Below are 18,330 nucleotides of genomic sequence, written 5' to 3' on the forward strand. Positions count from 1 at the left end.
ATCTGGGACAAACCTGTCATTCTTATTCCACAGGCTGAACGTCTGCTATTTTCACAAGCCGACGTTCGGGAGCTGTCCGGCCGCTTTTCAACTCGTGATGTTGAACTATCGACGCTATCGCCTCGCACGGCCGCAGGCGCTCCCCTTGCGATCGGACAGCGTAAATGGAATGGAGCCGGGGATGAAAATCTTCTGCATCGGCAGCTTTGCTGTCACCTCATCCAACACGGAATTGGCAGCCATGCGGGCAGCCATATTCAAACTTGGCGCGGACATCGCAAAATCGGGTCACGATCTTGTCGTCTGCAGCCCGTTCGAAGACTCGATCGACCTCGAAATCCTGCGCGGCGCGGCGTCGGCGGGCATGCGTGGGCGCATCGACGTCCATTTTCCGGATGCTGCACAAGTCGAGGACCAAGTCGATCGCTTGAAACAGGATCTGGGGTGTCGTATCAATGCATTCCGCCACCCCGGGATCGTGGATGACGGCAAGCTAAATCATTATGCATGGTTACTCGCGCAGCTTACCGCGCTCGACAATGCTCACGTGCTGATCGCCGCCGGGGGCCGGCCGGGCGGCACGGCTGAAATGCTGCTGCGGCTCGCTGAAGCGCGAGAGTTTCCCGCGCTGCCGATCCCGCGTTTCGGCGGCGCTGCGGCGGGTTCGTTCGAGCGCCAGCGGTTCGTGCTTAAGGATCGACTGGGCGATCTCGGCGCTTGGCTGCGCGAACCGGCTTCCCTGGTGAGTCTCGATGAGGTCCTGACGGCCCTCGTCGGGCCGTTATCGTTGGCCGACACGGTAGCGCCCGCGTCGCGGCGCGTGTTTCTCAGCTATCCGCGCGAACGGGCAGCCGAGGCCGATCAGGTCGAAGCGTTGCTTCTCCGCCGCAATTTCACTGTAACACGCGATATTGACAGCTTTCCGCCGGACGTCGCCATCAACACGTCGATTTCCGAGGCAATTGCCGCATGCGATGTTTTCGTAGCATTATACTGTGCCCAATACGCCTGCAGCCCCTACTGCCATGACGAGCTCGAGCATGCGCTCAAGCGACATGCCGCGCACAAACTCAGGCTCTGGATCCTGCAGCTCGATGACACAACGCGCATGGTGGTGCGTGCCGCACGTGAACTGCCCGTGCAGCCGGCATCGTCACGAGAACAACTCGAAGCATCGGTACTGCGATTATTGGCGGGTTCGCGGGGGCCGAGATGAAATCCCTCCTAATCAAGGGCTAGCTGCGACTTTACCGACGGTGCCGCCCGTCGAGCGACCTACCTTGAAATCCACAACATAAATCTCAAGTGCCGGCAATTCGGACCAAAATCACCTTTTCGGAACGGACTGATTGCCGCTAGATGCCGCATCTAGCGGCGCCGCGGGGTTAATGGCCAACGGGGATCGGAGGGAGCAATGAACGACAGCACGATCGCGCGGCGACGCACGTTTAGAGTTCTGGCCCTCGATGGCGGCGGCATCAAGGGCGCCTTTACAGCTGCGGTGCTCGCGTCGCTTGAAGCAAAAACGGGCAAGCGAGCAAGCGATCATTTCGACCTCATTACTGGCACCTCGACGGGCGGGATTTTGGCGATCGGTCTGGGCCTCGGCTTCAGTGCTACTGAACTTCGCGATTTCTATGTGAAGCGTGGACCGGCCATCTTTCCGAGCACCAATGTGCAAAGCCGGCTTGGGTCGCTCCGGCAATTGTTTCGTCCCAAACACTCGCACGAGGTTTTACGCGATGAACTGACGGCAATCCTCGGTGACAAACGCTTGCGCGACTCCGTCAACCGGCTTGCGATCCCGACCTACGATGCGGTGGCCGGACGCATCTACATAATGAAGACATGTCATTGCGAAGGACTAACTAACGATGGCCCCGCCAAGGCAGCCGATGTAGCGCTCGCCACGTCCGCGGCGCCGACATACTATGCGGCTGCGAGATTTTCGCATCATCAGGGCGCCAGCTATGTCGACGGCGGCGTGTGGGCTAATTGCCCGGCCATGGTGGGCGTCACCGAAGCGCTCGCCTTTCTCCGACAGCAGCCGGCCAACATCGACGTGCTGAGCATCGGCACGACATCGTCGCCCTTCAACATTGCAAATCAGCGCAATGCTGGTGCACTTGGGTGGAACGTCGGCATTATCAGCCTGATGTTCGAGGCCCAGGTCGAAGCGGCACGCACGCAAGCCAAGCTGATTGCTGGCGGTTTCCATCGAATCGACGCCTCAGTCCCCTCTGATCAATACACACTCGACCGCGCTGATCCGGACACGATCGAACGGCTGGCGTCGTTGGGTGATGGCGAAGGTCGCAAGGCCGCTAACCTCGCGGTGGTGAACGCGCGCTTCCTGGACGGCTTGCATGCCCCCAGATATAAAAATTCATGCTGATCACCGCCGGCTAACGCGTTCAAACTTAAGGAGACCGGCTACGTCACAGATCCTCATTCAATTGGACAACGGGCACCATCGATACTGTCAGGCATGGTCATCGGCGTCGTCGGCTTCCGTTGTCCAAGTTGTCGTGACCGCCAGCACCGCGTCCACGCGTGCGGTAAATGATGCGCGCGATCTCTATGGCCGGATTCATAACGCCTTGCTGCGCGGCAATGCACGGCGTCAGCAATCGAAATGCGAGGGCAGCTTTGCTCCCGGTGTTCAAGGTTGCTGGGCAAGCAGTCATTCAGGGCCCGTGCGCCGCGTCCTTGTTTGGGTCGCGGACAACGTGTGTTCGCCAGCGCCGTTCTCCCCCAATGCGCTGCCTTGGGACCAAGCGATCGTTCTGCTGCCCAACGGCGTCCCCGCAAACGCTCTGCCGTCAATACTCAGGCACAATGTCGCAAGCTGGTACGCGCACGGGGCCATCGCAGCGAAGGTACCCGAGATCCTTACGGCAGCGACGATCGGCAGCGACGCGTTTCGGCTGTTCATCAGCTATCGTCACGAAGACAGCCAAGTCTTTGCCGAACAGCTGTTCGATGCCTTGTCCCGCAGACAGTTCGACGTTTTCCTCGACCGGTTTCGCACGGCACCGGGTAGCGACTTCCTCGAGCGCATCCGTCACGAGTTGGTCGATAAAGCATGCGTGTTGACGCTCGATAGTGCTCGGGTGAATCGCTCAGCGTGGGTCGCCGGCGAAAACGCGGTTGCCGTAAGCTATCGTCTCGGCAGGATGGCGATCGATCTGCCGGGCGGGCAGCAAACCTTTTCCGGGATTCGCGCTCGCCTCGATTTACGTGGCAGGGCTTCAGGCCCAGCGTTTCGGGCCAACGGACTCTCTACTCCGGACATCGACAGCGCCGTCCACTTTGTCCAGCAACATTATTTTACCGAAATTGGCCGACGGCCACGCCATCAGCGCCTCCTTGTTAGAAATGCTGCCGCGCGAGCGAATGTGTCAGTCACGGCCCGTGACGACGGACTGTTCGAAGCCAGTGATGCGACTGGAAAGAAGCACTACGTTTTGGCGACGTCGGCGCGGCCGCCGGCTACCGAACAGTTCAGGCGAACGAGCGATGCCGCAATGCCCAAAGAGCGTAAGGTGATCATCGGCCCGCTGGAAACCCAGCTTCATACGAACCGGATCGATTGCGAATGGCTTGCTCGGACCAGCCAATGTGCCCTCGTTGATGAACGCCGGATCTTCCAGGCGATGCGCCACGTCCACCAGGGGCTATTGTGATGAAGAACATTCTTATTGCCGCGCCAAGTTACGCAAGCAGGCGAGAACGATCGCTCCGTCGCGATGACGCTTTCGGTGCCCAGTTCGAGAGTGCTCTGGTTGAACTGACGCGGACGCTGGAAGGCCCGAGTGCAATTGACGCGATCCTTGTGCCATGGCGCGAAGACACCCGTGCGCTGATCGCGGTAGCAGCGATGGACGCAGCGCCCAGCTTCGATCCGGAGGAAGCGGTAGGGCGCGACGAGCGGCAGTCGCGCCTCATTCCATACCATGCCACCGATAATGACATCGACCTTGCGGACGATTCCTTCTGGCAGGCCTCCCATCTCTCGCTCGGCCGGCGAGAGATGCCCACCTTCGAGGCTGCGGTGAAACAGTATCGACCGTCGTACGTCATCATGCTGGGAGACCCGCCGCAACCCGATTTAATTCGGATCAGTGTCATGGAACATGGTGCGAAGGTACTGGCCTTTGGCAGCCTCGTCCAACCCGGCCAGCTTGCGGAACGCCTCGGCCTGCCGCAGCATCGGATCGTGGACCTTGAGGTCAATGTCATTAGAACTGATGCCGAGGACGAGGACTATCGTGAGGGCTCCGCGACCGAACGCCGAGCAGAAGACGAATTGGAACCTTTCATCCCGTTCGGCCTGCTGATCCAGGAATCACTCGACAACCTCCTGTTCTCGGAAGAAATTCGGCGCGGCGATTGACACGAAGTCGCGATACTTGCTGCGTCGACGTGGCAGCCCCCACGCGCGAGCTTCTTCTAAATTCATCGGATCGCCAGCCACCGATTGATCAATGATGTCAAAGCGAAGGCCGTCTGCTCGCTTCGGTCGTCGTCCGCGATCCGCGATAAGTCGGATCGGATTGCGTCGGGGATTTTGCTGCGAAGCCGTTCAACATGACTGATCGACGCGGCATAGCTTGGGGCCTGATCGCCCCGCGGTACCCTTGACGCAGGATCAAGGAGGTCGAGGCCAATGGCAATGTCGCGCGAAACACCCCCGAATGCGCCGAGGACGAGAAGCGGTTTGTCGGCTTCGAGCGTCATAATTGCTTCTTCGGCAATCCCGGGCATCGCGCCGTCGTAACGATCCGCAGCATCAGCGAGTAGGCCCATTTTGCCGCCGAGAATGACGCGCGCGTCGACAAGTTGGGTGGCCAGTGCCCGCGCCCTAGTATGCCCCTCCTGAATCGAGATTGCAGGAACGCTCGCAAACCAAGCGACGAGCTGAGCATCGTCGGTGACAGTCTCGCCGCCGAGCCGCACGCCGCCATCGCCGGGTCTCGCAACAAAGAGTAGGTCGCCGCGCGCCAATTGAGTACGCACCGTTCCCCGGCCCTCCTTCACTGCCGAGAGCAAGGTCTCGTAGCGTGTGCCGCGACCAACCGGCTCAGCCACGACGTGATGGAAGGGGGTGTCTTTCCGCTTCCCGGGATAGGCTCCAGCGAGATTGCGAAAAATCTTGAACGTATATCCGTCCGGATCAAGATTGCCGCCATATACGATGTCAGCGCCGGCACGGACCAAGGCGGTACAGATTGTTGCAAGCGCGCGATCGATCTCGCGTTGCGGAAATCCAAGCCGCTCACGGTCGGGCGCGTCGCTGATGGAAATAGCGATGTACTTGCCGTCCAGCGACATCATGTAAGTTCCCCCAGCGTAACCAGGCGCGTGGTGGTGGATCGATCGGCGAGAGCACGGCGCAAAAGATCGGCTTCGATGTCACCGAGCGGCGGGTCGGGGTAAACAATGCATCCTGGCAGATCATCGCGATGCACGACGTCGAACAATTCCGGGGGACGGGGGAGCACAAGCGAACCCGGCGGCGCGATTGCGCTGGCTTGACGGTCAAACAAGTCGCAGCGCAAACCTTCGGACATTGTCTCCACCAACAGCACCTCGATCCAGGCTGTATCCCCTGCGACGGGTCGGATGCGCACGCGCGGCAAGTTGGCACCGTAAGGGAAGGTTCGTCCGGTTCGCTTGCCGCCAATATCGGCGAGCACAATCGGGCGCCTGCCACGCTTTGCCTCGGTCAACTCAAAGACGCACCAGGGGCGCGTATCATAGATGTCGGATATGATAGCCAGCAAGGTGCCCCGGCCGATCGCGGCCTTGAATCGATCGTCGAAAGTATCGCCCGGCATTAGCTCTGTAGCATCATAGAAAGTCTCTAACGGCACCCCATCCGAGGTGTTGTTGATAAATTCGACAATCGCTCGCGCAGCGATGTCGCCGTCTATTTTCGCGTGACTGACGAAGATCGGTTCCTTGGCGGCTTCCCCGGACCGCTCCCGTAGGTGCGCCCGTATCTTGATCAAGAGATGAAGTAGCAAACGCTGATCGCGAGCGTCGTCGTCGTGCAACATGTTCCACTTCTTGCGTTGCTGATATTGCGTCCGGCGCGCCTCGTCGGCGGCCAACATCGGTGCGTCATCAGGGCTGCCAAATGCCACGTATATATCCGCGTTGCTCCTCGCGTCGATGCCGGTGCGTAACGCCGACGTCCATAGATTCCAGGCATCCCGGTGCTCGTACATTTCCTCGTCGTAGAGCAGAATGATCGCATTGTGCGTCGATCGGGAAAGGTCGATGGGCCTGGGCAAGGGCGACCCTTCTTCCCAAGGGGAACTAGAAAAGCGCACCGGCACGCGAAACGCAACACCGTCGCGTTCCATCCCGATGCTGTCGAAATGGCGCGAAATCCGCTCGGCAATACGCGCCGCCTCGCGTGAATTGTGATCCCAGACCACGTGCAGCCGCATCAGATCGATCATTCCCCATCCCCGGCGCTTGAGCGAAACCGCAATGTGACAGTGATGAGTTGATCAGGCGAGTGCTTTTTCTTGTCGCAAGGCAGCTGTCTGCGATGGTGCCGGCGTCCACGTGCGGAACGTATCGAATACAAAAGGTTGAAAGGGCAAATCTCGCCCCCCATATTACGGTTGCGTATAAATTGCTCGGAGAAGGGGAATGGCAAGTCGACGCCACGTCTTCATCAGCCATCATCACGCCGATGATGGGCATGTCGGTCGATTGACCGAAATGCTGGGTCGGCGAGGCTATGAAATCCGCAACAGTTCCATCCGGGCCAAGCCAGCAAATCAGCGCCGGCTCGACGAGGGACGGATTAACGAGCGCACACTCAAGCGGTTGCTTCGGATGAAGATGTCTTGGGCCTCTACCGTCGTCGTCCTCATTGGCAAAGAGACACATCAACGACCATGGGTAAATTGGGAAATCGAGAAGGCGAAAGAGCTCGGTAAGCGCATCGTCGGCGTCTACGAGCGCGGGGGAACCGAAAATGACAAGCCTGCCGCCTTCGAGAAATATGGCGACGCCTTGGTAGCGTGGAATTCGGATAACGTGATCGATGCCATCGAGGGCAAGTGCAATCCCTTCGAGCGCCCCGACGGCCAACCGCGCAAGCCGGCCAATGATCAGCCGCGTGGAAGTTGTGCAGCCTGATGCCGAGCGTCTACGCTTACGCCGTCAGCTACGACCTCGGCTTTGCGCCCAATCCGTTCGGTGGCATACTTTCACTGGCGACCTGCAAGCCGAATATTCGTCAACGAGCCGAAAAAGGCGATTGGATTGTCGGTTTTACCGGTGTGAAGCTGAAGCCTGTACTGCGTTGTGTGTACGCGATGGTTGTTACCGACGACCGCACGTTCGACGGTTATTGGGCCGACCCGGCATTCTTGGGGCGCCGGCCGGAGCGTGCCGGCTCGGCGAAATCGCAAGTCGGCGACAACGTTTATCATCGCGCCACGGCCAATGATCCCTGGCTGCAGGAAGATTCAGTGCATAGTCGCACGAACGGCACACAATGTCCGCTTAATACAGCGCATGACACGCGCATCAATCGGGTGCTGCTCTCCACTGATTTTGTCTATTTCGGCGCCGCCGCGCCACCGCTTCCGGCAGCGGTCGGCGCTGCAATCGGCTATCATCGCAATGCGCGCGACTACCGCCGATTCGATCTCGCCGATGCTCAGCCGCTCATCGACTGGATAGCGCCGTTGAAAGCCTCCCATCATAACTTGATCGTTGCCGACCCAATCAACTTTGCCTCACGGGGCATGCGCTTTTCACCCGTTCTACAGCGCATGGTTTGAAGCCAGCCAGGTCCGTCGCTGCGCGCCAGCTAAAAAATTGTTTTCGCACCCGATATTGCGAGTTGGTTCAGTCTGGCGGATATTTGCTCCCGATACGATGGCATCGGGGCTGCGTCGCATGAGAGATGAAGATTGTGAGCGGCTCAAGGAGAAGCTTGTCGCGGCTGTCGTGCATCACGGGCCCAGGGCACGAGTAGCTATCGTCGGCTGGTCGCATACGGCGTTCGACTTAGCGAATATGCTCATTTTCACGTCGGGCGCAGCAGAGCTTGTTGGCATTTTTGGCATCGAGGCAACAGGACGCCTGAACGCTTTCCCGTCCTACCGCGATCACCCCGTCGATATCGTCGTCATCGCAGAGGATGCCGGCAAGGAGTTACTCCTTGAGGAGGTGGCGCAGCGAGTGCCGGCCACTACCCGCCTCCTGATAGGTGGCTATGGGCACTTTAAATTTCGCGACGCAGCGTTCGACCAGATCACGCGTAGTCAGCTGGTCCCCTCCCTTGCCAATGGCTATCCCAACTGCCTGGTCCATATTTATCAATGCCTTACCAACGCCTATCGGCTAGGTTTGACAGGGGTGGTTGCCGAGTTCGGCATGTTCAAGGGCGGCACGACCATGCTAATGTCGAAGTTCATTGAATCAATTGGCGCCCCGTGGAAAATTTATGGCTTCGACACCTTTGGCGGCTTTCCGGCTCGTCGCAGCCCGCTCGACATGTACGATCATCCCGACTGCGTCTTCCTCGACGTGGAGGCGGTCCGCGCACTGTTTGCGCAACGCAACGTCGAGATCGTTACTGGCGATGTCGTCGACACCGTTCAGACGTTGGAGAATGAGGATCTGGTCTTGTCGTTTGTCGATACCGATAACTTCACCTCGGCCAACGCAGTGCTGGACGTTATCGCTGATCGCACGCAGGTCGGTGGCGTGATCATCTTCGATCATTGGGCGGGCGATCAGCGTTTTGTCGACACTATTGGCGAGAGGCTCGCTGCCAGGCGACTGGCTGAAGATCCGCGTTACTTTAACCTGCACGGCACCGGCGTGTTCTTTCGGCAAGCATGACCGGGCCTCATTTGTCCTTCGTCCGGCGCACGCCACCCGTGCCAAGAACGGGCGTTTTCGACTTATATTGGACGTTCGCGGCGCGGCGTCAGGCAGCGTTCGAGGCACGGTTGAAACGGCAAGCATTTCCTTGGTCGGACGACCCAATCCTCCAAACGTACAAGTTCTGCAACGTGTTCAGGGCAGCCGATCGCGTTTCGCAATACATGATCCGCGACGTCGCCTACGGCGCGGATCCGCAGACGACGCGGCGCGACCGAGTTTTTCAGATCGTCGCCTTCCGGACGTTCAGCAAGATCGCAACGTGGGACGGACTTATAGCTGAGCTCGGTGGCGCTCCCCGCCTTGACCATCTCGCATCGGGCGCTTTTGGCGCGGCGCTCGAACGTGTGAAGGTACGCGCTGGCGGGCTCTACACGGGCGCCTTCATCCTGTGTGCGAGTAAGGCCTTCGGCTTCGATGAGAAACACCGCAATCATGTCGCCCTGTTCCAGCACATGTTTCTCGAGAGTCATTGCGCCGAACGCGTGTTGCAAGCGCCGAGTTTGAAAGACGTGGTCCGCTTGCTCCAGAGCTTTCCACTGATGGGCCCGTTCATGTCCTACCAGACCGCGATCGACATCAATTATTCCGATCTCACCGAATTCAGCGAGAACGATTATACCCAAGCTGGACCCGGCGCGCTGCGCGGACTAAAAAAAGCGTTTATCAGTTTGGGGGACTATGGTGCCGCAGACACAATATTGTGGATGGTGGAGCAACAGGAACGCGAATTCGAACGGCTCGGCCTTCCCTTCGGCGGTTTGTTCGGACGTCGGCTTCACGGGATTGATTGCCAAGGGCTGTTTTGCGAGCTCGACAAATATTGTCGCGAGGCGTTGCCCGAACTCGCGAGCGCAAGAAGCAGGATCAAAGCGCGCTATAGCGGTTCGGCACAAGCCGTAACTCTATTCTTCCCGCCAAAATGGAGAATCAAACAGGGCGTTGTTCTGCCGGCGGGGGACGTGGTCCGATCGGCCACGCCCCTGTCACGCAACCCCTCCGGCCTACAGGCCCGAAACCGCAACCTTGATTTGTTTGACGATGTCGATCGGTAAGCGCGCGCTGGATCGCTGTAAGCCGCCTGTAGCGAAGGGCGACGAGGAGGAAACGAAGTCGATCCGCGCATCGGATTGAACGCAGGTTGAAGCATATGGCGACGGACATGGAGAGGGGAGCGGATGAGAGCGCTGGACGACTTGCGCAATGAGCTGGGCAGTCCCGACGTCGGACCGCTTGGCCTCGATGAGTATCAGCGCTGCGCGGTACGGCTGTTCCGCGCCCATGCCCCGGACGTGGACAAACTCAATTTCCTGTTGCTTGGTCTGTTCGGCGAGGTCGGCAGCCTGCTAAGCGAGCTCAAGAAGAAGCAGCGTGATCGCAACTCCTATTACGCGTATGGCGCAAGCACGCTGGAGGAGACGGGTGATGCGCTGTGGTACCTTGCCAATATCGTGGATCATTGTGGTCTCCGGCTGAGCAACCTGGCAGCACGTCAGGCGGCATCGCTGCTCGAGGGATCACCCCATCGACTATTTCTGGAGCTCCAGCCCCAGCCCGCCCTGTTTCACGAGCCGGCGTCGCCCGCGCCGGTGCAGGCAAGCCTGCTGGCGTTGGCGGAGACGGTGGGTGAACTCATTGCCCACGCCAAAGCGAATGCAGGCGGTGAAGAATTTAAGGCCGATCTTGCGCGCATCGTGGAGCAGCTCGTGTCTGCCTCCACGGATGCACAAGTCAATCTGGCAGACGCTGCGCAGGCCAATCTAGACAAATTGCTGGCACGCTGGCCGATCCACCCGGCTTGGGGGACACTGCTTGACGCGAAATACGAGCCTTGGGAGCAGTTTCCGCGAACGATGCGCATCCTGTTCGACGAACGTCGGGTCGGCAGTCGGCTGTACGTTTTTCAGTCAATGAACGGCGTTCACGTCGGAGACCGGCTGACCGATAACAGCGCGGTCGAAGACGACTACAGGTTTCATGACGTTTTTCATCTGGCGTTCGCAGCAATTCTGGGCTGGTCTCCGGTGCTGCGGTCGCTACTCAAGCTGAAGCGCAAAAGCCGTCCGGAAATCGACGAGCAGGAGGACGGAGCCCGCGCCGCCTTGACCGAGGAGGGCATCTCCAACTGGATCTTCGCGCATGGGTTGCGACATGACGCCTTCGAGAACGTCGCCACTCTCGACTTCGCATTGCTGAAGACGATCGCGCAGATGGTCAAAGGCTATGAAGTCGAAATCCAGCCGCCATGGATGTGGGAACATGCCATTCTCGAGGGCTTCCGCGTGTTCAGAGACCTGCGCCGTCACCGCGGAGGGCTAGTTGTCGCCGATCTCCACTCGCGCACGTTGACATTTGAACCGCCGGCGCAGTGACCAACCCCTACGCGTGGCGCCTGACCACACCGTCAAGGTAGAACAGAAAGACTCGCGGATCGAGATGATCGACAGAACCCGAAGACGTTTGGCAAGTAATCTTTGCCCTGCTGGAAACGGCGGCTTTCGGGATTTTTTGCTCTGTCGGTTATGACCGATATGGCGCGCACTGCTGCTAGGCGGCTTCCCGGTAGACGAACGGCCGGTTCCGGCAGAAGCCCCGCCGGCCGAAATGCGATTGGCAAACGACGCAGCCTGGTCGACACCTGCGGTAGGCAGATCTCAGCAGCTTCACGGCGTCGACGACGGGTGTAGTTAACCAGCGCTACTGATCGTTGGTCAGCAACACAACGGCAGTAAACCCCATCCTACCTATGAACAATGTTCTGCGAGACTCCGGAAAGTAATTGACCAGCGCGGGTGTTCCATCGGCAGGATGCCGTGCTCCCAGTTGTGTCGGGCGGGTCCGCTAATGTGATAGCCGCCACGCGGATCGAGCGGCAACGACGCGCGGTCGAAGCCGCCAGCGCGCCGCCGCCGGAAACGCATCGTCGCCAGTTCGCCGAGGGAGATGCCGAGGACATGGCCGTAGATGGGCCGGTCGCGATGCCAGCCGATCCCGGCACCGGGGTCGTAGCGGATGAGCAACGCCTGGATCAGCGCCTCAGGCGCGAGTCCGGCGAAATTTGCCGCCCTATCGCGGATGGGGAGAAGCCAATCCGGCATCGGTGGCGCATCCTTCGGACGCCCGACCTCGAAGTCGTAACTCCATCCGAATGACGTTGTCAGCCGCTTGCCTATCCAGCCTTGAAAGCGGAACGGCTCGAGGTCGGTCGCGTCGATCCGATCAATCAGCATGCGCTCCTCGTCCGCCGTGATCAGGTTCGCCCGCGTGGCGAGCCCCGGCAGTAGCGGCGCGTCAAAGAGGTCAAGCATCACGCCGCCGCCTCCGCAAAGATCGGTAATTCGGTCGGTGCCGCTGCCCCGGCCTCGACGAAGTTCGATACCGTTACGCCGACCAGTCGTATCCCCTTCTGGGTCGGCAGAACCGACCGGATCAGGTCGAGCGCTGCGCGGCGCAGGCCTTCGCGACTGATGACCGCCACGGGCTGGCTGCGGCGTCGGGTGATCTGATGAAAGTCGACGTATTTGACCTTCACCGCGACGGTGCGGCCGAAGGCTTGCCGTCCCTCGCACCAGTCCCAGACATCGTCCGCCATCTTGAGCACGCCGGCCTCGATCTCAGCGGGTTCCGTCAGGTCGCGGTTGAACGTCGTTTCCGACCCCGACGACTTGCGCACGCGGTTCGGATTGACTGGACGGTCATCTTCCCCTCGCGCGATGGCGTAATACCATTCGGCGGAACTGCCGAAATGCTGCTGCAAGAACGCCAGCGACTTGGCGCGCAGACCAGCCCCGGTCTCGATCCCCAGCCGCTTCATCTTCTCCGCCGTCACCGGTCCGACGCCGTGGAAGCGGCTGACGGGCAACGTCTCGACCCAGTTGGCGCCCATGTCCGGCGTGACCGCGAACTGGCCGTTGGGCTTGCGGTGATCGGAGGCAAGCTTGGCGAGGAACTTGTTGTACGAGATGCCCGCCGATGCGGTCAGTCCGGTCTCCGCCAGAATGTCGGCGCGGATCGCCTTGGAGGTCAGCCATGCGGTTTCCAGGCCACGCTTGTTCGCGGTGACGTCGAGATAGGCCTCGTCGAGCGACAAGGGCTGGATCAGGTCCGTGTACCGCGCGAACACCTCATGGATCTGGCGCGAGACGTCGCGGTACACTTCGAAGCGAGGCGGCACAAAGATCAGGTCGGGACAGCGCCGCAGTGCCGTTACCGATGGCAGCGCAGAGCGAACGCCGAACTTGCGGGCTTCGTAGCTGGCCGCTGCCACTACGCCTCGCGCGGCGGCATGGCCGACCGCAACCGGCTTGCCGCGCAGCGACGGATCGTCACGCTGCTCCACCGACGCGAAGAAGGCGTCCATATCGACGTGAATGATCTTACGCACCGCCATGCACACCTTCTTACTCATGCGGAACACGATGTGAACATGTTGCGCAAAAGCGTCGGAAACCCGTCGCTTATCCCAAGCGCCCCTTTCTTAGCCTATATCCGAGCACGACGCAGTTCGAGCGATGCCACGAACGTCGCCGACCATTAGCCGAATGGTCATCGCCGCGCGAAGAGATCCAAGTTCGCATCGCCCCACTCCTTCAGCGCTGCGATGATCGGCGACAGGGATCGGCCACGATCCGATAGGCTGTATTCGACGCGCGGCGGCACCTGAGCGAAGACCTCGCGCTCGATCAGGCCGTCGGCCTCCAGCTCGCGCAGCTGGTTGGTCAGCATGCGCGGCGTCACGTCCCCGGCACGGCGGCGCAGTTCGTTGAAGCGCGTGCGTCCATCCTGCAGATGGTAGAGGATCACCGCCTTCCACTTGCCGTCGATCAGGCTCACCGCCGCTTCGACGGCGCAGCCCGGCATACAATCGAGGCGGGAGTGACGGGCTTTCGCCATTGGAACAGTATCCTTTTCGACACTATGAGCGTTTTTTGTGCCTACGACATAAGCTGACACCGTCCCTATCTCGCGTCCGTCAGCAGAAGGAGCAAGACCCATGCGCGTCATAGCCTATCGCCAGCCCGGCCCGATTGACCGGGACAAAGCCCTGATCGATATAGAGCTGCCACGGCCCGTTCCGACCGGGCGTGACATCCTGGTTGCGGTTCGTGCCATCTCGGTGAACCCGGTCGATGCGAAGGTTCGTACCGGCGCCGCGCCATTCGACGGGCGTGACGAGCGCATTCTCGGCTGGGATGCGGCGGGCATGGTCGAAGCGGTCGGCCCGGAGGCCACCCGCTTCAAGGTGGGTGACGAGGTCTTCTATGCAGGCAATCTGATGCGCGACGGCAGCAATGCGGAATATCAGCTGGTCGACGAGCGGATCGTGGGCCATCGCCCCCGCAGCATCGGCTTCGCGGAGGCGGCGGCGTTGCCGCTGACGGCGATCACGGCCTGGGAAACCATGTTCGACCGGTTGAAGGTCGACGACCAGCCAGCAGGCGGCGCACGCGCCATCCTGATCATCGGCGGCGCGGGCGGCGTCGGTTCCGCTGCAATACAGATCGCGCGGGCCCGGACCGACCTGACCGTGATCGCCACCGCCTCGCGCGCCGAGACGGAAGGCTGGGTGCGTGACCTAGGCGCGCATCATGTCATCGATCATTCCCGGCCGATGGCACCGCAGATCGCCGCGCTGGAGATCGACGCGCCCGCCTTCGTCTTCTCGACCACCCATACCGATCGCCATCTGGCAGATATCGCCGAGCTCATCGCGCCGCAGGGGCGCTTCGCGCTGATCGACGATCCCGCCAGCCTCGACATCGTCGCCTTTAAGCGCAAGGCGGTGTCGGTTCATTGGGAATTGATGTTCACCAGGTCGCTATTCGATACACCGGACGTCGGCGAGCAGGGTCGACTGTTGGACGCAGTGGCCGAACTGGTGGATGAGGGGCGCATTCGTACCACGGCCACCGAAACGCTGTCACCGATCAATGCCGCCAACCTGATCGAGGCGCACCGCCGCATCGAGAGCACCACCACGCGGGGCAAGATCGTCCTGGAAGGCTGGGACAAAAAGCAGGCGTGATTTCTGACCCGGGCCTGACGATCGGAGCGCGGGCGGGTCAGGCGAACGCCAACTCGCCCGCGACGACCGCCATGGCATGATCGACGAAGCGCGCCTTCTCGCCAACCGGTGCAACGTAACGAAGTGCCTCGCGCGCCAGTTCGAGCTCGCCTCCGAGCGCGATCAGCCATGCGGCGAGATAGGGCGCGGCGAGGCAACCGCCCGCCGTCGCGACATTGCCATGAGCGGCGAACGGTGCGTCGATGACCGTGACACCGGCCTCCACCACCCATGGCTTGGTGGTGAGGTCGGTGCACGCGGGCAAATCACCGATCAGGCCGAGCTTGGCCAGCAGTAGCGTCCCTGAACATTGCGCCGCGATCAACTGCCGCGTTGGATCGAGGCGAAGCCGGGCCAGCATCGCCCCATCGGCGGCGATCTCGCGCGTGCGGACACCGCTGCCGACCAGCACCGCATCCGCCTCCTCGAGAAATGCGAGCGGCCGTTGGCGATGGACCACGACGCCGTGCATCGACATCACCGTCTCGGTCGGCGCGGTGATGTGCGCGGCCCAGCCATGCGGGCGCAGCCGGTTGATGATCCCGGTGGCGACGAACGAATCCAGTTCGTTGAAGCCATCGAAGGTCAGGACCGCGACCTGCATCACTCCTGCGTCCGCCCGGCGAACAAAGTCCGCGTCGCTCCGGCGACCCAGACTTGGCCAGCCTCGTCTTGCGAGACATGGATACGCCCGGTCCGCCCGAGGCGCGTGCCCTGCGCGGCGACATAGCTGCCGCTGGCCCGACCGCTGGCGAACAGCCACTGGCCGACGGAGGCGTTGAGGCTGCCGGTCACCGGGTCCTCGATCAGTCCGCCATGCGCATCGGTGAAGAGCGCGCGCAGTTCGAATGCGACCTCGCTCACCGGGGCGTGCGGTCCGACGATGCCGATGTCGATATGCTCGGGGTGGTGCCGGGCCGGCTCGACCGCCAGTACCGCCTCCGCCGACTCCAGCATGACCGCGATCCAACCAGGGCCATTGTCCGCCCAGGCGGCATCGACGATCGCCGAACGGTCGATCCGCAGCAGGTCGGCGACCTGCGCGATCTCGGTTTCGGTCGGCGTGCCGCCGCGCAGCAACGCTGGGGCGGCAAAGGCAAGCTGATCGCCATCGCGCCGGATCGGCACCAACCCGACGCCGCATTCCTGCACGATAACGCCGTCCCGCTTCGGCTGTCCGCCCGCTTCGGCCCATGCATGCGCACTCCCTAAGGTCGGGTGCCCGGCGAAGGGCAGTTCATGCGCCATGGTGAAGATGCGGACGCGATAGTCGGCCGATGGATCGGTCGGCGGCAGCAGGAAGGTCGTCTCCGAGAAGTTCAACCAACTCGCGATCGCCTGCATCTCGTCCGTTGTCAGGCCATCGGCATCGGCAATGACCGCCAGCGGGTTGCCGGTGAGCGGGTCAGTGCCAAAAACGTCGACAAGGCGAAAGGGGCGGGTCACAGGCATCTCCTAATGATGATGGCCTGTCCTATCGCGCGACAACTGGCGCTGACAGATACACATCGGTACGATCATGCCGAACTGTAATGGTAAGAACGGCAGTACGATGGCGAGCGTCCCCGACGAAACCCGCACCGGCATGGTGGTCCGCGCGATCCGTGACCGGATCGACGCCCGCGCGCTGACGCCAGGCGCACGACTGCCGTCGATCCGCGCCATGGCCGAGACGAGCGGCGTCGCACGCTCGACGGTGGTCGAGGCCTATGATCGCCTCGCCGCCGAGGGCGTGATCCGGTCGCGACCGGGTTCGGGCTTTTATGTCGCGGCGCCCTTGGCGCCACTGGCGCTGGATCGGCTGGCCAGTACGAAGGAGCGCGAGGTCGATCCGCTCTGGATGCTGCGCCAGTCGCTGGGCGAGCGACGGCACGAATTCATGCCGGGATGCGGCTGGCTGCCCGATGATTGGCTGGCGGGCGATGCCCTTCGCAAGGCGATGCGTGGGGCGGCGCGATCCGACGAGAACGGCGCGTTGGCGGGCTATGCTTCCCCCTTGGGTTCGCCCCCGCTCAGGGCGTTTTTGGCGAGGCGGATGGCGGATCAGGGGATTGAAACCGGTCCCGACCAGATCCTGCTGACCGACAGCGGCACCCACGCCCTTGATCTGGTGTGCCGCTTCCTGCTTCAGCCGGGCGATACCGTGCTGGTCGACGACCCGTGCTATTTCAACTTTCTGGCTCTTCTGCGGGCACACCGCGCCAAGGTCGTCGGCGTGCCGATGACATCGACCGGGCCGGACGTCGCCGTCTTCGCCGAGGCCGCCGCGACGAAGCGGCCGCGCTTCTATCTGACCAACTCAGGCGTCCATAACCCGACTGGCGCGTCGCTCGCGGCCACTACCGCGCATCGGCTGCTCAAGATCGCGGAGGCGCATGACATGGTCGTTGTCGAGGACGACATCTTCGCCGACTTCGAACATACGCCTTCACCACGACTGGCGGCCTTCGACGGCCTTGACCGGACGATCCGCATCGGCAGCTTCTCGAAATCGCTGTCGGCTGCGGTGCGCTGTGGCCATATCGCGGCGCGGTCCGACTGGGTCGAGGCGCTGGCCGACCTACGCATCGCGACGTCGATGGCGGGCAGTCCGCTCGCCGCCAACCTGCTCCACGCGGTGCTGACCGATGGCAGCTATCGGCGTCACGTCGACGGCGTTCGTACCCGGCTGGCCCGAGCCACAACCAATGTCGCTAAACGACTGCTCGCTGCTGGTATCGAGCCATGGATGGAGCCCGCGGCTGGGATATTTCTATGGGCGCGCTTGCCGGACGGCATCGATGCTGTTGACCTAGCCCGCCACGCGATCGCCGAAGGTATCGTGCTCGCACCAGGACCGGTGTTCAGTCCCAGCGGCAGCTGGCGGGATCACATGCGCTTCAACGTGGCCATGAGCGATGATGATCGGCTATCGACCTTTCTACACAAGGCTCTAGCGTGATCCGTTGCCGGTCAAACTGCCGAGTCACTGTATGTGCGACAATGCTATTTTGAAGCGTGTCGAAATTTTTGGCCCACAGTCAGCGACTGCAAAATGATGCGACCCATGCGTCGTCTCGCTCACGATCAAAAGCCGATGCAATATCCTGTAGCCCTGCTTCCTCAACGGCGGTGATCGCCTGCCTGATTTCGGCGTTGAACGCATAACTGTTGGTAGAATCGACAACGTCCTCTTCGAGAAAGTCGTCGATCAGCCGCAGTTGCTCAAGATCTATATCCTTTTGCGTCACGGCAGGCTCCTGTCTTTCGTGGCGTTTGTTAGAGCAGTTTCCGGCCGATCTGAGTCGATGCGGGATTCCCATTGGTGCAGTGATCTGATTCAAGATGCTGGCTGGATGGAGGCC

Annotated in this window: 19 protein-coding genes; 11 read left to right on the forward strand and 8 right to left on the reverse strand. The window is 61.3% G+C overall.

Translation table 11 applies throughout. The features are described from left to right. The first annotated feature begins 181 nt into the window (after nucleotides 1-181). The 4 genes from QE360_RS15015 (at nucleotide 182) to QE360_RS15030 (ending at nucleotide 4,396) form a co-directional block, all read left to right on the forward strand. Complete coding sequence (locus QE360_RS15015; RefSeq protein ID WP_309702765.1) at nucleotides 182-1,216, forward strand: toll/interleukin-1 receptor domain-containing protein; 1,035 nt, start codon at nucleotides 182-184, stop codon at nucleotides 1,214-1,216. Between the two features lie 198 nt (nucleotides 1,217-1,414). Then, nucleotides 1,415-2,395 carry a CBASS cGAMP-activated phospholipase gene (locus QE360_RS15020; RefSeq protein WP_309702767.1) on the forward strand — a complete coding sequence of 327 codons (981 nt, stop codon included), beginning with the start codon at nucleotides 1,415-1,417 and terminating at the stop codon, nucleotides 2,393-2,395. Between the two features lie 133 nt (nucleotides 2,396-2,528). Beyond that, nucleotides 2,529-3,686, forward strand: a complete 1,158-nt coding sequence (locus QE360_RS15025; RefSeq protein WP_309702769.1) for a toll/interleukin-1 receptor domain-containing protein — start codon at nucleotides 2,529-2,531, stop codon at nucleotides 3,684-3,686. Continuing rightward, nucleotides 3,686-4,396, forward strand: a complete 711-nt coding sequence (locus QE360_RS15030) for a hypothetical protein (RefSeq protein ID WP_309702772.1) — start codon at nucleotides 3,686-3,688, stop codon at nucleotides 4,394-4,396. Before QE360_RS15025 ends, QE360_RS15030 begins: the two co-directional genes overlap by 1 nt. 62 nt (nucleotides 4,397-4,458) lie before the next feature. Here QE360_RS15030 and QE360_RS15035 read toward each other — a convergent pair whose 3' ends face one another. Next, entirely contained in the window at nucleotides 4,459-5,337 is an 879-nt protein-coding gene (locus tag QE360_RS15035) for a hypothetical protein (protein ID WP_309702774.1), read from the reverse strand. Further along, nucleotides 5,334-6,470 (reverse strand): hypothetical protein, encoded by a 1,137-nt coding sequence (locus QE360_RS15040; protein ID WP_309702776.1) that lies wholly within the window; start codon nucleotides 6,468-6,470, stop codon nucleotides 5,334-5,336. The genes QE360_RS15035 and QE360_RS15040 overlap by 4 nt, the downstream gene beginning before the upstream one ends. Before the next feature lie 196 nt (nucleotides 6,471-6,666). On the opposite strand from QE360_RS15040, the gene QE360_RS15045 reads away from it, so the two are divergent. From QE360_RS15045 to QE360_RS15065, 5 genes are all read left to right on the forward strand, one after another. Further along, nucleotides 6,667-7,161 carry a TIR domain-containing protein gene (locus QE360_RS15045; RefSeq protein WP_309702778.1) on the forward strand — a complete coding sequence of 165 codons (495 nt, stop codon included), beginning with the start codon at nucleotides 6,667-6,669 and terminating at the stop codon, nucleotides 7,159-7,161. Further along, the gene (locus QE360_RS15050; protein ID WP_309702779.1) at nucleotides 7,161-7,811 is read left to right on the forward strand and encodes a hypothetical protein; all 651 of its coding nucleotides are present in this window, start codon (nucleotides 7,161-7,163) and stop codon (nucleotides 7,809-7,811) included. Before QE360_RS15045 ends, QE360_RS15050 begins: the two co-directional genes overlap by 1 nt. Before the next feature lie 118 nt (nucleotides 7,812-7,929). After that, nucleotides 7,930-8,880, forward strand: a complete 951-nt coding sequence (locus tag QE360_RS15055) for a TylF/MycF/NovP-related O-methyltransferase (RefSeq protein ID WP_309702780.1) — start codon at nucleotides 7,930-7,932, stop codon at nucleotides 8,878-8,880. Then, on the forward strand, nucleotides 8,877-9,977 hold the full coding sequence (locus tag QE360_RS15060; RefSeq protein ID WP_309702784.1) for a nucleotide kinase domain-containing protein: 1,101 nt from the start codon (nucleotides 8,877-8,879) through the stop codon (nucleotides 9,975-9,977). The genes QE360_RS15055 and QE360_RS15060 overlap by 4 nt, the downstream gene beginning before the upstream one ends. Before the next feature lie 123 nt (nucleotides 9,978-10,100). Further along, nucleotides 10,101-11,294, forward strand: a complete 1,194-nt coding sequence (locus tag QE360_RS15065) for a pyrophosphatase (RefSeq protein WP_309702786.1) — start codon at nucleotides 10,101-10,103, stop codon at nucleotides 11,292-11,294. 372 nt (nucleotides 11,295-11,666) lie between these two features. Here QE360_RS15065 and QE360_RS15070 read toward each other — a convergent pair whose 3' ends face one another. From QE360_RS15070 to QE360_RS15080, 3 genes are all read right to left on the reverse strand, one after another. Beyond that, complete coding sequence (locus QE360_RS15070; protein ID WP_309704192.1) at nucleotides 11,667-12,230, reverse strand: alpha-ketoglutarate-dependent dioxygenase AlkB; 564 nt, start codon at nucleotides 12,228-12,230, stop codon at nucleotides 11,667-11,669. Beyond that, nucleotides 12,230-13,312 carry a DNA polymerase IV gene (gene dinB / locus QE360_RS15075; RefSeq protein WP_309702788.1) on the reverse strand — a complete coding sequence of 361 codons (1,083 nt, stop codon included), beginning with the start codon at nucleotides 13,310-13,312 and terminating at the stop codon, nucleotides 12,230-12,232. Before dinB ends, QE360_RS15070 begins: the two co-directional genes overlap by 1 nt. Nucleotides 13,313-13,467: 155 nt before the next feature. Further along, nucleotides 13,468-13,815, reverse strand: coding sequence for a helix-turn-helix domain-containing protein (locus tag QE360_RS15080; RefSeq protein ID WP_309702790.1), 348 nt, complete (start codon nucleotides 13,813-13,815; stop codon nucleotides 13,468-13,470). Nucleotides 13,816-13,915: 100 nt separating this feature from the next. Here QE360_RS15080 and QE360_RS15085 point away from each other — a divergent pair, with 100 nt between their 5' ends. Beyond that, nucleotides 13,916-14,947: a zinc-binding alcohol dehydrogenase family protein gene (locus QE360_RS15085; protein WP_309702792.1), complete on the forward strand. Its 1,032-nt coding sequence runs from the start codon at nucleotides 13,916-13,918 to the stop codon at nucleotides 14,945-14,947. Nucleotides 14,948-14,984: 37 nt separating this feature from the next. Here the strand turns inward: QE360_RS15085 and QE360_RS15090 are convergent, their stop codons facing one another. Beyond that, nucleotides 14,985-15,590 (reverse strand): DJ-1/PfpI family protein, encoded by a 606-nt coding sequence (locus QE360_RS15090; RefSeq protein ID WP_309702794.1) that lies wholly within the window; start codon nucleotides 15,588-15,590, stop codon nucleotides 14,985-14,987. After that, nucleotides 15,590-16,432 (reverse strand): PhzF family phenazine biosynthesis protein, encoded by an 843-nt coding sequence (locus tag QE360_RS15095; RefSeq protein WP_309702796.1) that lies wholly within the window; start codon nucleotides 16,430-16,432, stop codon nucleotides 15,590-15,592. The genes QE360_RS15090 and QE360_RS15095 overlap by 1 nt, the downstream gene beginning before the upstream one ends. Nucleotides 16,433-16,505: 73 nt before the next feature. Between QE360_RS15095 and QE360_RS15100 the strand changes: the two genes are divergently transcribed. Further along, nucleotides 16,506-17,927, forward strand: a complete 1,422-nt coding sequence (locus QE360_RS15100) for a PLP-dependent aminotransferase family protein (protein WP_405052608.1) — start codon at nucleotides 16,506-16,508, stop codon at nucleotides 17,925-17,927. A 79-nt stretch (nucleotides 17,928-18,006) separates the two neighbouring features. Here QE360_RS15100 and QE360_RS15105 read toward each other — a convergent pair whose 3' ends face one another. Further along, nucleotides 18,007-18,216, reverse strand: a complete 210-nt coding sequence (locus QE360_RS15105) for a hypothetical protein (protein ID WP_309702798.1) — start codon at nucleotides 18,214-18,216, stop codon at nucleotides 18,007-18,009. Nucleotides 18,217-18,330 lie beyond the last annotated feature (114 nt).

It is taken from the genome of Sphingomonas sp. SORGH_AS_0789, assembly GCF_031453055.1.
Lineage (GTDB): Bacteria > Pseudomonadota > Alphaproteobacteria > Sphingomonadales > Sphingomonadaceae > Sphingomonas.

What these genes read in the sequence shown, in the direction of transcription:
- QE360_RS15050 (WP_309702779.1), top strand. Translation starts at nt 7,161, where the DNA reads ATGCCGAGCGTCTACGCTTACGCCGTCAGCTACGACCTCGGCTTTGCG.
- QE360_RS15080 (WP_309702790.1), bottom strand. Translation starts at nt 13,815, where the DNA reads ATGGCGAAAGCCCGTCACTCCCGCCTCGATTGTATGCCGGGCTGCGCC.
- QE360_RS15090 (WP_309702794.1), bottom strand. Translation starts at nt 15,590, where the DNA reads ATGCAGGTCGCGGTCCTGACCTTCGATGGCTTCAACGAACTGGATTCG.
- dinB (WP_309702788.1), bottom strand. Translation starts at nt 13,312, where the DNA reads ATGGCGGTGCGTAAGATCATTCACGTCGATATGGACGCCTTCTTCGCG.
- QE360_RS15035 (WP_309702774.1), bottom strand. Translation starts at nt 5,337, where the DNA reads ATGATGTCGCTGGACGGCAAGTACATCGCTATTTCCATCAGCGACGCG.
- QE360_RS15020 (WP_309702767.1), top strand. Translation starts at nt 1,415, where the DNA reads ATGAACGACAGCACGATCGCGCGGCGACGCACGTTTAGAGTTCTGGCC.
- QE360_RS15065 (WP_309702786.1), top strand. Translation starts at nt 10,101, where the DNA reads ATGAGAGCGCTGGACGACTTGCGCAATGAGCTGGGCAGTCCCGACGTC.
- QE360_RS15040 (WP_309702776.1), bottom strand. Translation starts at nt 6,470, where the DNA reads ATGATCGATCTGATGCGGCTGCACGTGGTCTGGGATCACAATTCACGC.
- QE360_RS15055 (WP_309702780.1), top strand. Translation starts at nt 7,930, where the DNA reads ATGAGAGATGAAGATTGTGAGCGGCTCAAGGAGAAGCTTGTCGCGGCT.
- QE360_RS15085 (WP_309702792.1), top strand. Translation starts at nt 13,916, where the DNA reads ATGCGCGTCATAGCCTATCGCCAGCCCGGCCCGATTGACCGGGACAAA.
- QE360_RS15060 (WP_309702784.1), top strand. Translation starts at nt 8,877, where the DNA reads ATGACCGGGCCTCATTTGTCCTTCGTCCGGCGCACGCCACCCGTGCCA.
- QE360_RS15100 (WP_405052608.1), top strand. Translation starts at nt 16,506, where the DNA reads ATGCCGAACTGTAATGGTAAGAACGGCAGTACGATGGCGAGCGTCCCC.
- QE360_RS15070 (WP_309704192.1), bottom strand. Translation starts at nt 12,230, where the DNA reads ATGCTTGACCTCTTTGACGCGCCGCTACTGCCGGGGCTCGCCACGCGG.
- QE360_RS15015 (WP_309702765.1), top strand. Translation starts at nt 182, where the DNA reads ATGAAAATCTTCTGCATCGGCAGCTTTGCTGTCACCTCATCCAACACG.
- QE360_RS15045 (WP_309702778.1), top strand. Translation starts at nt 6,667, where the DNA reads ATGGCAAGTCGACGCCACGTCTTCATCAGCCATCATCACGCCGATGAT.
- QE360_RS15030 (WP_309702772.1), top strand. Translation starts at nt 3,686, where the DNA reads ATGAAGAACATTCTTATTGCCGCGCCAAGTTACGCAAGCAGGCGAGAA.